This is a genomic window from Acidovorax sp. (assembly GCF_022763525.1).
In the GTDB taxonomy this organism is placed as follows: domain Bacteria; phylum Pseudomonadota; class Gammaproteobacteria; order Burkholderiales; family Burkholderiaceae_C; genus Acidovorax.
In genome coordinates this window covers 1-11883 of the sequence record NZ_JALEGG010000141.1, presented here as the reverse complement: position 1 = coordinate 11883, position 11883 = coordinate 1, and the positions used below count along the sequence as shown (strand labels likewise).

Here is an 11883-nt window from a genome sequence, read left to right as displayed (position 1 = left end):
GTGGGAGTGTGTGGATATGGGTCAAATTGGCCGCAGGCGCCCAATGGATAAGCGCAACCAGCTATCAATTCAGGAGTTTTCCGTCCTTGCATACTGCAAGCAGCCGCGTCAGCAGCGGGTGCATCACCTTGCGTGCGCTGTAGATCAGGTGGAACTGCTCCTGCACCTCCGGCGTGGTGCCCACCTGCACCAGGCCGTGGGTGTGTGCAAGGTGCTCGCCCAGCGACACGGGCGCCGGCATCACGCCCATGCCGGTGGCGGCAAACGTGCTCAGCAGGGCGCTGTCCTCGAATTCTCCGGCGATGCGCGGGCGGATGCGTTCGCGCTCCAGCCAGTGGTCGATGCGCGCGCGCATGGCGGCGTGGTCGGTGGGCAGCAGCACGGGCACCACGGCCAGGCTGTGCGGAAAATTGTTGGCAGCCGCTTCTGCCCATATTGAGGGCGCGTACCAGGCGATGGCGCTCGTGCCCAGCAACTGGCTGGTGGTGCGCAAGGCCGGGTTGGGCGGCGCGGCGCGGTCGGCCAGCACGGCGTCCAGCTTATGCAGCGCCAGTTCGCCCAAGAGGGGCTGGAACTCGCCCTCGTGGCACAGCAGGCGCAGGTGCGGCTCGTCCAGCACGGGCGTCAGCAGCCGGTGCACGGCCAGCTTGGCGATGCCGTCGGAGATGCCCAGGTTGAGGCGCAGCGTCTGGCCGCTGGCGGCCTCGCGCACGCGCACGGGCAGCAGCTCGCCTAAAGCGAAGATGTGGTCGGCCTCGTGCAGCGCGGCCACGCCCGCGTCGGTCAGCACCAGGTTGCGGCCCTCGGTGCGCAGCAGGCTCACGCCCAGGGCTTTCTCCAGCTCGCGCACCTGGGCGCTGATGGTCTGCACGGCCATGTCCAGCCGCTCGGCGGCGCGGGCAATGCCGCCCTCCTTGGCCACCACCCAGAAGTAGAAAAGGTGGCGGTAGTTGAAGCTCTGGCTCATGGGCGCCTTTCGGAGGGAAATCGGATTGGTTCGTAAAAACCGAACCAATGCTACCAATATGACAGGTTTTTAAGAATCCATTGCATCCCTACAGTGCGGATCTGTTGCCGGGTGGGGCGCCTGGCCAAGCATTCCTCTTTGGAGAAAAGATTCATGGAAACAATAGGCACCTGGTGGATGTGGGCGGGTTTTGCCGTCTTTGTGGTGGTGGCCATCGCCATCGACCTCTTGGTGATGGAGCGCCAGGGCGCGCACAAGGTCACGATGAAGGAGGCCGTGCGCTGGAGCCTGCTTTGGTTCTCGCTGGCCTTCGTGTTCGTGGCCATCCTGTGGTGGTACCTCGACGGCAGCCAGGGCCGCGAGGTGGCCAACACGGTGTCGATGCAGTTCATCACCGGCTACCTGGTCGAGAAGAGCCTGTCGGTGGACAACATCTTCGTCTTCCTGATGCTGTTCAGCTACTTTGCCGTGCCGCCGCAATACCAGAAGCGCGCGCTCATCATCGGCATCATCGGCGCCATCGTGCTGCGCACGCTGCTGATCCTGGCGGGCGCCTGGCTGCTGGCCACCTTCCACTGGCTGCTGTATGTGTTCGGCGCCTTCCTGGTCGTCACGGGCGTGAAGATGTGGTTTGCTGCGGGCCAGGAGCCCGACATCGCCACCAACCCGGTGCTCAAGTTCCTGAAAAAGCGCATCCGCATCACCGACAAGTTTGATGGCGAAAAGCTCTCGACCATGATCGATGGCGTCAAGCATTTCACCCCCCTGTTCGTGGTGCTGGTGCTCATCGGTACCACGGACATCATCTTCGCGGTGGACAGCATCCCGGCGATCTTCGCGATCACCAGCGACCCGTTCATCGTGCTCACGGCCAACATTTTTGCCATCCTGGGCCTGCGGGCGCTGTACTTCCTGCTGGCCGACCTGGCCAACCGCTTCCACCTGCTGGCTTACGGCCTGGCCCTGGTGCTGGTGTTCATCGGCGGCAAGATGCTGCTGATCGACTTCTACAAGATCCCGATCGGCTATGCGCTGCTGGTCACGGCTTCGCTGATTGCAGGCTCGATTTTCCTGTCGCTGCGCAGCTCTGGCGAAAGCGCCCACGGCGCTCCGGCCGCCCTGCCGCGCAAGGATTGAGCGCTGTGGCGGGCCGGATGCTTTGTTCGCTGCGCCGCTGGCTGCGCGCTCTGGAGCCCCGGGCCCGCGCGCAGCTCGACCGGGACTGGCTCGCCCGCGTGCGTCCCTGGCTGGAGCGGCGCGAGCTGTTCCGCTTCCAGCGCCAGCCCCTGGCACGCGGGGTGGCGGCGGGCCTGTTCTGTGGGCTGATCCCCGGGCCGCTGCAGATTCCGGGCACGCTGCTGGTCTGCGCCTGGCTGCGCGGCAACATCGTGGCGGGCGGGGTGGCCACGTTCTATACCAACCCGCTTACCACCGTGCCCCTGTACGCGCTGGCCTTCTATCTGGGTGCGCTGGTGATGCCGGGCACCCAGACCCTGCCTGCATGGAGCAGCGTGGTGCCGGGTGGGGACTTTTCCGTGCAGGCGCTGGGCGCGTGGATGCAGGCCCTGGGCACACCGCTGCTGGTGGGCCTGCCCACTCTCGGGCTGGTGATGTCGGTGCTGGGGTATGCCACCGTGCAGCTGCTGTGGCTGGGCCCCGCATTGCAGCGCAAACGCCGCCTCGCACGCGGCCGCTCGTCAGCCGCGTGACACGCGAAAAAGGCGCGCCCGCCAGACCAGTACCACCGTGGAAATGGTTTTGCCGAGCCACGGGTGGCGACCTCCGGGAAAGGCGCCGCAGGCGACACAGGGGGTCAGTCGAGTTTTACGCCCACCTTGGTAATGACGCGGCCCCACTTCTCGCGCTCCGCCCGCGCAAAGCTGCCCATCTGAGCCGCAGTGCCGGGCATGGGCTCCACACCCAGCGCCTGCAGTCGGGCCTTGGTGCGGGTGTCGGCCAGGGCCGTCTGCAGTGCCTTGCTGAAGTTCGCCACCACATCGGCCGATGCCCCGGTGGGAACCACCAGGCCCTGCCACGCAAAGCCTTCAAACCCTTGCAGACCTTGTTCGGAAATCGTGGGCACATCCGGCATGGTTGCCACCCGCTGCGGGCTGGCCACGCCGATGGCGCGCACCTTGTTGCCCGCGAGGAAGGGATAGACGGTGGCACTGTCGATCCACATAGCGGGCACCTGACCGCCGATCACGTCCTGAATGGCAGGGGCCGCGCCCCGGTAGGGCACGTGCGTGAGCTTGAGCCCGCTTTGCTCGCGGAACAGCTCGCCCACCAGGTGGTGCGGGCTGCCCGGCCCGGCGGAAGCCCAGTTCACGCCATCCGGCAGGCCCTTGGCCCATGCCATGAACTCCTTCAAGTTCTTGGCGGGCACGTTGTTGGACACCACCAGGAACATCGGAAAGCGCACCAGCAGGCCCACGGGCTGGAAGTCCTTCTCGGCGTTGTAGGAGAGCTTGCTGAACAAGAACGGATTGGCCGCCAGCGTGGCGAAGTCGGCCGAGAAGATCAGGTTGCCGTAGTCCTTGTGCCGCGCGCTGTACTCGGCGGCGATGTTGGTGCCAGCGCCGGGCTTGTTGTTGATGACGATGGGCCGGCCCAGCGTGACCGACATGGATTCGGCAATCGTGCGCGCCACGATGTCCGAGCCGCCGCCCGCGGCATAGCCCACCACCCACTCGAGCGGCTTGGGATCCTGCGCGTGGGCTGGCTGCAGTGTGGTGGCCAGGGTCAGTCCAGCGAGGGTGGCGAGGAAGTGTTTGCGCTGCATGGTGGTGTTGTCTCCGTAATGGTCAAAGTTCAGGGCGAGTCGGGCCCTGCGCCGTCTGCGCGGCGCTGGAGCCGTGGGATGAAAAATGGGGCGCTAGGCGGCGACCGCGTGGGTAGGCACCACCGGCGTCACGGCCTGGGTGGCGCGCTGGTCGGTCGTGGGCACGGCGCTGCCGCGCGCCAGCTGCAGCGCCTGCAGCAGCGTGGCCTGATTGCCAATGTGATTGGCCAGCAGCAGCACCAGGCGCGCGTTCATCGCGTGGCTTTCGGGGGTGGACAGGCCCTGGTGCGCCGCGATCAGCGCTTCGTAGAAGTCGTCGCAGGCCTGCAGGTTCGGTGCGGTGTTCAGCATGGTGATGGGGCTCCTCGTCATGCAGCGGCCGTGGTGGCCGTGGCGCGGGCCAGCGCCCGGCGCACGGCGGTTTCGGTGGGGGCGCGCCAGCGGGCACACACGTGCTGGTCGGGGCGCACGAGGTAGGCGGTGCCGGGCTGGGCATCCAGGCGCTGCGTGGCCAGGCCCTGGCTGTCTTGCACGTCCCCGCCGATCTGCAGCACCTTCACCTGGGGTGACAGGCTGCAAGCCCACGTCGGTGCGGCGCCCCACACCAGCAGCGTGAAGTCCGGCGCCAGTTCGCGCAGCAGCCAGGTGGGCTGGCCCTGTTTGGTCAACGGCGCGTCCAGCAGCACGGCGCCGGGTACCTGTGTCCCTGCAAAGCTGTCGGCATCGGGCGTGTTCAGGGGCGATGCGTGCAGCGTGGCAGGCACCGACAGACGCCCGCTGTTGACGATGCGCCGCGCAAACGCATGCTCGCGCGCCAGGTGCAGCGCCGCGTCGCGGAACAGGCGGCTCACCTCGCTCTTGGGCGTGATGAAGTCGGTGGCGCGCGTGGAGTTGCACAGGTTCTCGTCGGCGGCGTATTCGCGCTCTGGCCCATAGGTGGCTACCAGCGCGGGGCTGGCGCGGCCCTGGAGCACCCAGTCCAGCTTCCAGGCCAGGTTCTCGGCGTCCTGCACGCCGCTGTTGGCACCGCGTGCGCCGAAGGGCGAGACACCATGCGCGCTGTCGCCCGCAAAGATGACCCGGCCGTGCACGAACTGGTCCATGCGCAGGCAGGCAAAGGTGTAGACACTCGCCCAGTCCAGCTCAAACTGCGCATCCGCACCCAGCAGCGCCTGCACGCGCGGGATGATGTTCTCGGGTTTCTTTTCTTCCTCGGGGTCGGCGTCCCAGCCCAGCTGGAAGTCGATGCGCCAGACGTTGTCGGGCTGGCGGTGCAGCAGCACGCTCTGGTTGGGATGAAAGGGTGGGTCGAACCAGAACCAGCGCTCGGTGGGGAAGTTCGCCTCGTCCGCCAGCTTCACATCGGCGATCAGGAAGCGGTCCTGGAAGATGCGGCCCTTGCTTTCCAGCCCCAGCATCTGCCGCGTGGGCGAGCGCGCGCCGTCGCAGGCCACCAGCCACTGCGCGTCGATCTGGTACGCGCCCTCGGGCGTGTCGATGGTGAGCAGCGCACCGTCGGCACGGCTTTGCACGGCCGTCACCTTGTTGTGCCAGCGGATGTCGATGCCTGGCAGCTGCAGCGCACGCTCCACCAGGTAGGCCTCGGCGTAGTACTGCTGCAGGTTGATGAAGGCGGGGCGCTCGTGGCCTTCTTCGGGCAGCAGGTTGAATTCATACAGCTGCTCGTCCTTCAAAAACACCTTGCCCAGGTTCCACGACACGCCCTTGTCCACCATGCGCTGGCCCACGCCCAGGCGGTCCCAGATCTCCAGCGTGCGCTTGGCAAAACAGATGGCGCGCGAGCCGATGGAGAGCTTGTGGTCGTTGTCCAGCACCACCACACGCTGCCCGCGCTGGGCCAGGTCGATCGCCAGCGACAGGCCCACGGGGCCCGCGCCGATGACCACGACGGGGTGCTGCGCAGGCGTCGCGCGGTCTTGGTCGGGCGAGCGCACGTAGCCGAAGTCGATGGCCTGCACCTCGGCGCCACTGGCGTGGAAGGCCTCGCAGGGAATGTCTCTGGGGTTCATTTTTTGTCTCCTCCAGCCTCGGCGGTTCAGCCTTCCAGGGCTTTCCACATTTGAATGTCGCGTTCAGCGGTCCAGATGCGTGGGTCGGGGTACTGCGTGGCCTCGTCGTACGCACGCGTCACATCGAACGGCATGCAGTGGTTGAAGATCACCCAGTGGCCGTACTTGGGCTGCAGCTTGGCAAACGTGGCCTCGTACACCTTGCGCAGGTCTTCGCCTTTGGCCGCACTGGCCTTCACGCTCTCGTACAGGTCGCTGATGAAGGCGCGTGTGCCCGCCAGGCCCGCCTGCACCTGACCGGGCGTTTGCAGCGCGGCGCCCCGGCCGGGCACCAGCTTCTCGGGCTTCAGCGCTGCGATGGCGTCCAGCGTCTGCGGCCAGTCCTGGAAGTACGCATCGCCCGCATACGGCGTGGCGTCGAACTCCACCAAGTCGCCGCTGAACAGGATCTTTTCCTGCGGCAGCCAGGCCACCGTGTCGCCCTTGGTGTGGCCCCGGCCCAGCTGCAGGATCTGCACTTCCAGCTTGCCCAGCCACAGCGCCATCTTCTTGTTGAAGGTCATGGTCGGCCAGGTCAGGCCGTCCGGCACGCTCTCCACGTTCTGGAACAGGCGCGGAAAGCGGCCGATCTCGCTGTCCTTGTCGAACTGGCCGCGCTCCACGATCAGGTCGCGCGTGTCCTCGCTGGCGATGATGTGCTCTGCGCCGTAGGCGCTGGCACCCAGCACACGCACCGCGTGGTAGTGCGAGAGCAAGACGTACTTGATGGGCTTGTCGGTCACCTCGCGGATGCGGCGGATCACGTCCTGGGCCATCACGGGCGTGGCCTGGGTGTCGATGACCATCACGGAGTCGTCTCCAATGATGATGCCGGTGTTGGGGTCCCCCTCGGCCGTGTAGGCGTAAGCGTGGTCGGAAAGCTTGTCGAAACTCACCTTCTTCACTTCGAGGTCAGCGGCGGATGCAAAGGTTTTGAGGGTGGTCATGGACTTTGTTTGTTAATGATGAATGCGTTTATCTAAACGGAATGCTTTGATGTTAGGCAGGAAATTCGTTCATGTCTAACGCATTTGTTTAGGTGTAAACCCGAGGGGCTGAGGCGTGCCGCCGTGCGTGGACAATTGCCGCATGGCCACCTTGACCCCCGACTTGCCCCCCGCCGACGACGAAGACGCACCGCGCAGCCCGCGAGGCATCCAGAGCGTGGAAGTGGGCGGGCAGCTGCTCAAGGTGCTGGCCCGCACCGGCCGCCGCATGGCACTCAAAGACTTGGCCCGAGCGGCCGACATGACGGCCGCCAAGGCGCATCCCTATCTGGTGAGCTTTGGCAAGCTGGGGTTGATAGAGCAGGATGCTGTGAGCGGTCACTACGGCCTGGGGCCCCTGGCCATGCAGCTGGGCCTCATCAGCCTGCAGCAGGTAGACCCGGTGCGCCTGGCCATTGCCGAGTTGCCCGCGCTGGCCCAGCGCATCGGATACACCGTGTCGGCCTCGGTCTGGGGCGACAACGGCCCCACCATCATCCGCGTGGAAGAAGGCCCCACGGCGGTGTATGTGGCCATGCGCCATGGCACCACGGCCTCGGTGCGCCACACGGCAACTGGCAAGGTGTTTGCCGCTTTCGGACCGCGTGAGCGCGCCGCCGCCGCCTTGGCTGCCGAAGGGTTCGACGGTGCACTGGACGAGCCCGGCTTCGCTGCCGAGCTGGAGGCCGTCCGCGCCCATCAGATCGCGCAGGTGACGGACCAGTTGCTCCCCGGCATCAGCGCGCTGGCGACCCCCGTGTTCGATGGGTTCGGGCAGCTTGTGCTGTGCCTGGCGGTGATCGGCCCGAGCGCGACCTTGCGCACCACCTACGATAGTGACGCCGCCCAGCTTTTGCGGGAGGCGGCCCAGGCGCTATCGCAACGCCTCGGCGTTGCGCGGGGTGGCGCTCGCTGAACCTCCGACGCCGGGGGGGCGCGGGTTCTCCGTCCGGCTGGCCCGCAGGACTGTAGGAGCGGTACCTTTCCATCAATCGAATTTGGCTGACCGCGCCTTGTGCAGGGCGTTCCTAGAATCGCTGCGGACATCCTCGTGTGGGCACATCCACATGCGATGAAGGGCACTTCGCGAAAGGACAGCGCTTGCCAGACACTTTCCATCACCCACCTGCTCCGCCGAGCTTCGCGCCACAAAGCGTGGCATCCACCGGCATCAGCGGGCTCGACAACGTGCTCTACGGCGGTTTGCCCAGCCGGCATCTGTATCTCGTGGAAGGCAACCCCGGCACCGGCAAGACAACGCTGGGCCTGCAGTTCCTGCTCGCGGGGCGCGCCCAGGGGGAGCGGGGGCTGTACATCACCCTGTCAGAGACCTCGCAGGAACTGGCACAGGTGGCGGCGTCGCACGGGTGGACGCTGGAAGGCATGGATGTGTACGACCTGGTGAGCGACGAGGGGCTGAGCGAAGAGGCAGAGCAGACCATCCTGCATCCGTCAGAACTTGAGCTGGGCGAGACCACGCGCGACGTGATGCGCCTGGTGGGCGAACTCAAGCCCCAGCGCGTCGTTTTTGACAGCCTGTCGGAACTGCGGATGCTGGCCCAGAGTGCGTTGCGCTACCGCCGCCAGATCCTGGCGCTGAAACGGTTTTTCTCGCAACAGGGATGCACGGTGTTGATGCTGGACGACAAGTCTGCCGGCGAGGGCGACCAGCAGTTGCACAGCATCGCGCACGGGGTCATCCACCTGAACCAGAACACGCACGACTACGGTCCCGACAAGCGCTCGCTGCGCGTCGTCAAGCTGCGGGGGCTGAAGTTTCGCAGTGGTGACCATGACTTCGACCTGGACCGCGGCGGCCTGGTGGTCTTCCCGCGGCTGTCGGCGGGCGAGCACCGGCGGGATTTCGGTCCCGGTGCCGTCACCACGGGCAACACAGCGTTTGACGCCATGCTCGGCGGTGGGCTGACCCCCGGCAGCAACCTGCTGTTTGCCGGGCCGGCTGGCGTGGGCAAGTCCACCACGGCGGTCAGCTGCGCCGTGGCGGCCATGCGCCGGGGCGAAACAGTGGCGTACTACCTGTTTGACGAGGGGCTTCATACCTTGCGCCAGCGCTCGCACGCGCTGGGGCTGGATCTCGACCCGTTCCTGGCGTCGGGCCAGCTTCTGCTGCGCTCCTTCGACCCTGCCGAGGTGTCGCCCGGCCAATTTGCTCATGCGGTGCGCGAGGCCGTGGAGCGCGAAGGCGTGAAGCTGGTGGTGATCGACAGCCTCAACTCGTACATACAGGCCATGCCCGGCGGGCAGTTTCTGTTGCTGCAGATGCACGAGCTGCTGGCATACCTGAACCAGCAGGGCATCATCACCCTGATCATTCTGTCGCTGCACGGCACGGTGGGCGAGATCCGATCGGACATCGACCTGAGCTACCTCAGTGATGCGATGGTGTACTACCGCTATTTCGAGGCCAGAGGCAGCCTGCTCAAGGCCATTGCGGTCATCAAGAGCCGCACCCTGTCACACGAGACCACCATTCGCGAGTTCCGCCTGGGGCACCAGGGGGTCGAGATCGGAGAGCCCCTCGCCGACTTCCACGGAATCCTTGCGGGGGCCGCGCACTATGCGGGAGAGCAGTCCTTGCTGGGGGATGGCGACATCCGCATCCCGCGACGGTGAAAGGGCTGCATGGAAAGCCGCGTCCTGATCCTGGCGCCTCACGGCCGTGACGCGCAGGTGATCGCGTCGGTGCTGCACGGCGCGGGCATGCACAGCCTGGTGTGCGCCGACGCAGCGACCCTCCTGGCCGAACTCGCGGCTGCCGCGGGCACCGCCATCGTGACGGAAGAGGTATTGGGCCGGGGCCTGGATGAGGCCCTGCGCGACTACTTGGTACAGCAGCCCCCGTGGTCCGACTTCCCCTTCGTGGTGCTGGCCACGCGCCAGGCCAGCCGCCGCTCGGCACAAGCTGCTGCGTCCTTGGAGCGGCTGGGCAACGTGGTGCTGCTGGAGCGGCCCGTCAACCCCGAGACACTGGTCAGTGCCGCCCGCTCGGCCGTGCGCGCGCGGGCGCGGCAATACGCCACGCGCCGCCACCTGCTGGACATCGAAACCGCCAAGCACACGGTGGAGCAGCTCAATACCGCGCTCGAAACCCGCATTGCCGAGCGCACCAGCGACCTGGCGGGCGCCAACGACCGGCTGATGCGCGAGATCGCCGAAAAGGAGCGCATCCAGAACAAGGTGGTGCAGGGCCAGAAGCTCGAAGCCATCGGGCGCCTGACCGGCGGCATCGCCCATGACTTCAACAACCTGCTGCACGCCGTCAGTCTCAACCTGCAACTCATCGTGCGGCTGGGCAGCGATGCCCGCACCACCGACTTCGCCCGCCGCGCCAAGGAGTCCGTGGACCGCGGCGCGCGGCTGACGGCGCAGCTTTTGTCCTTTGCGCGAGCCCAAAGCTTGCTGCCCCGCGTGCACGATGTGAATGCGCTCGTTGCCAATCTGCGCGAGTTGATCGAGGTATCGGTGGGGTCCAAGGTGCAGGTTCGTCTGGAGCTGGTGGAGGGCCAGGCCTGGGCGCTGCTCGATGGGGCGCAGCTGGAGATGGCGCTGCTGAACATGGCCGTCAATTCGCGCGATGCGATGCCCGACGGTGGGCAGTTAACCATTCGCACCCGCGTGCAGCAGGCGGCGGCGGACGCGGGCGCGTCGCGCGTGCAGATCAGCGTGCAGGACACGGGGTGTGGAATCCCGGAGGCATTGCAAGGCAAGGTATTCGACCCCTTCTTCACCACCAAGCCCGAAGGCGAGGGCACGGGCCTGGGGCTGAGCCAGGTCTATGGCTTTGTGCGGCAGTCGGGAGGCAGTGTGGAAATCCACAGCCGCGAGGGTGAGGGCACTACCGTGACGCTGCAGTTTCCGCTGGTGGTGCCTTCCTTGCAGGAAGCCACTGCCGGGCAGGCCCGGAGCGATGCCGGTGGGGGCCGCAATGGGCAGGCAGAGCGGCGCGTGGAACTGCTGGTGGTGGAAGACGACGAAGCCGTGCGCCAGGGCATTGCCGAGGGTCTGCGCCTGCTGCAGTACAGCGTGCGCGAGGCCTGCGATGGAGAAGGCGGCCTGCGCGAACTGCGTCGCCACCAGCCCGACCTGATCATGGCGGACTACCTGATGCCCGGCATGAACGGCGCTGAATTCATCGCCGCCGCGCGCAAGCTCTACCCCCACATCCCCGTGTTGGTGGCCACCGGGTACGCCGACATGGCCGAGGTAGAGCGTCTGGTGGGCACCGAGTCCATCCTCAAGAAACCATTCGACCTGGAGACGCTGAACGCCGCGGTGGCTGCCGAACTGGCGCGTGCGCGGACCCATCGGGCCACGCGGGCCTGAGCCGCACGACGGCGCGGCGGGCAAGCCAGGGCCGCTCGTTCCTCCACCGCCCCATCGCAGGTGGCAACCCTCTCCCGCCAGAGGGCGGCGGTGCGTCAAAATACCGCGCAAGGGGCGGAGGATGCCGGACGGGTGTTGGCGTGTGGAGACTGCATGCACAGAGGTGCAGGAAGAGCTGACGGCTGCGGCGATTTGCTTCGCATGCTTGTCATCCGCAGCGGCGCTGCGGCCCCTTCCCCCATTCCCAGATTCCGAGGAGATCCTGTGCAGAACCCCCCACGCGCCCGCCGCGCCAACGGCCTTGCGGCCGCCGCCGTTGTCCTGACCGCCCTGGCCTTGAGCGCTGCACGCCGCCCCGGGCGCCCGATGTGCCCAAGGTCCAGCGGGTCACCACCTACGCCTGTGACCGGGGCCCGATGCTGGTGATGCATTGGCCCGCCAAGCCCGATGGCCCCGCGCTGCTGGAGATGAACGGCCGCACCGTGCCGCTGCAGCCCGAGCGCGTGGCCTCGGGCTTTGGCTACGGCGATGGCGGCACCTACATCCGTGGCAAGGGCAACACCCTGTACTTCCAGACGCCGCGTGCCGTGCGCGCGAACTGCGTGGCGCGCTGAACCGGTCCGCCGCGCTCACGGAAACCCGCGCTTCCCCGACGCTAGCGCCACCATGGAACTGGCTCTGCCAGGCTGCGGATGGTGTCTCCCGCCGGTGGGATCAGGTCAGGCGCGGCCGGGG

11 protein-coding genes are annotated in these 11883 nt (G+C 66.8%); 6 read left to right on the top strand and 5 right to left on the bottom strand.

The annotated features are described in order from the left end of the window. Positions 1-64: 64 nt before the first annotated feature. Positions 65-967 carry a LysR family transcriptional regulator gene (locus MRY84_RS10895; protein WP_291505753.1) on the bottom strand — a complete coding sequence of 301 codons (903 nt, stop codon included), beginning with the start codon at positions 965-967 and terminating at the stop codon, positions 65-67. A 153-nt stretch (positions 968-1120) separates the two neighbouring features. Here MRY84_RS10895 and MRY84_RS10890 point away from each other — a divergent pair, with 153 nt between their 5' ends. Further along, entirely contained in the window at positions 1121-2104 is a 984-nt protein-coding gene (locus tag MRY84_RS10890) for a TerC family protein (RefSeq protein ID WP_291505752.1), read from the top strand. Between the two features lie 17 nt (positions 2105-2121). Next, positions 2122-2676 (top strand): DUF2062 domain-containing protein, encoded by a 555-nt coding sequence (locus MRY84_RS10885; protein WP_291505751.1) that lies wholly within the window; start codon positions 2122-2124, stop codon positions 2674-2676. A 104-nt stretch (positions 2677-2780) separates the two neighbouring features. Here the strand turns inward: MRY84_RS10885 and MRY84_RS10880 are convergent, their stop codons facing one another. From MRY84_RS10880 to MRY84_RS10865, 4 genes are all read right to left on the bottom strand, one after another. Then, complete coding sequence (locus MRY84_RS10880; RefSeq protein WP_291505750.1) at positions 2781-3749, bottom strand: tripartite tricarboxylate transporter substrate binding protein; 969 nt, start codon at positions 3747-3749, stop codon at positions 2781-2783. Positions 3750-3842: 93 nt separating this feature from the next. Next, entirely contained in the window at positions 3843-4100 is a 258-nt protein-coding gene (locus MRY84_RS10875) for a DUF2783 domain-containing protein (protein ID WP_291505749.1), read from the bottom strand. Between the two features lie 17 nt (positions 4101-4117). Then, positions 4118-5779 carry an FAD-dependent oxidoreductase gene (locus MRY84_RS10870; protein ID WP_291505748.1) on the bottom strand — a complete coding sequence of 554 codons (1662 nt, stop codon included), beginning with the start codon at positions 5777-5779 and terminating at the stop codon, positions 4118-4120. Positions 5780-5805: 26 nt separating this feature from the next. Continuing rightward, a complete protein-coding gene (locus MRY84_RS10865) occupies positions 5806-6765 on the bottom strand; it encodes an MBL fold metallo-hydrolase (protein WP_291505747.1) in 960 nt (319 codons plus the stop codon). A 142-nt stretch (positions 6766-6907) separates the two neighbouring features. Here MRY84_RS10865 and MRY84_RS10860 point away from each other — a divergent pair, with 142 nt between their 5' ends. The 4 genes from MRY84_RS10860 to MRY84_RS10845 all read left to right on the top strand — a co-directional run bounded on the left by MRY84_RS10860 (position 6908) and on the right by MRY84_RS10845 (position 11762). Next, positions 6908-7720 (top strand): IclR family transcriptional regulator, encoded by an 813-nt coding sequence (locus MRY84_RS10860; protein ID WP_291505746.1) that lies wholly within the window; start codon positions 6908-6910, stop codon positions 7718-7720. A gap of 185 nt (positions 7721-7905) precedes the next feature. Next, positions 7906-9438, top strand: a complete 1533-nt coding sequence (locus tag MRY84_RS10855) for an ATPase domain-containing protein (protein WP_291505745.1) — start codon at positions 7906-7908, stop codon at positions 9436-9438. Positions 9439-9447: 9 nt separating this feature from the next. Further along, positions 9448-11148 (top strand): ATP-binding protein, encoded by a 1701-nt coding sequence (locus MRY84_RS10850; RefSeq protein ID WP_291505744.1) that lies wholly within the window; start codon positions 9448-9450, stop codon positions 11146-11148. A 368-nt stretch (positions 11149-11516) separates the two neighbouring features. Continuing rightward, positions 11517-11762 carry an MliC family protein gene (locus tag MRY84_RS10845; RefSeq protein WP_291505743.1) on the top strand — a complete coding sequence of 82 codons (246 nt, stop codon included), beginning with the start codon at positions 11517-11519 and terminating at the stop codon, positions 11760-11762. Positions 11763-11883 lie beyond the last annotated feature (121 nt).

What these genes read in the sequence shown, in the direction of transcription:
- MRY84_RS10895 (WP_291505753.1), bottom strand. Translation starts at nt 967, where the DNA reads ATGAGCCAGAGCTTCAACTACCGCCACCTTTTCTACTTCTGGGTGGTG.
- MRY84_RS10890 (WP_291505752.1), top strand. Translation starts at nt 1,121, where the DNA reads ATGGAAACAATAGGCACCTGGTGGATGTGGGCGGGTTTTGCCGTCTTT.
- MRY84_RS10885 (WP_291505751.1), top strand. Translation starts at nt 2,122, where the DNA reads ATGCTTTGTTCGCTGCGCCGCTGGCTGCGCGCTCTGGAGCCCCGGGCC.
- MRY84_RS10880 (WP_291505750.1), bottom strand. Translation starts at nt 3,749, where the DNA reads ATGCAGCGCAAACACTTCCTCGCCACCCTCGCTGGACTGACCCTGGCC.
- MRY84_RS10875 (WP_291505749.1), bottom strand. Translation starts at nt 4,100, where the DNA reads ATGCTGAACACCGCACCGAACCTGCAGGCCTGCGACGACTTCTACGAA.
- MRY84_RS10870 (WP_291505748.1), bottom strand. Translation starts at nt 5,779, where the DNA reads ATGAACCCCAGAGACATTCCCTGCGAGGCCTTCCACGCCAGTGGCGCC.
- MRY84_RS10865 (WP_291505747.1), bottom strand. Translation starts at nt 6,765, where the DNA reads ATGACCACCCTCAAAACCTTTGCATCCGCCGCTGACCTCGAAGTGAAG.
- MRY84_RS10860 (WP_291505746.1), top strand. Translation starts at nt 6,908, where the DNA reads ATGGCCACCTTGACCCCCGACTTGCCCCCCGCCGACGACGAAGACGCA.
- MRY84_RS10850 (WP_291505744.1), top strand. Translation starts at nt 9,448, where the DNA reads ATGGAAAGCCGCGTCCTGATCCTGGCGCCTCACGGCCGTGACGCGCAG.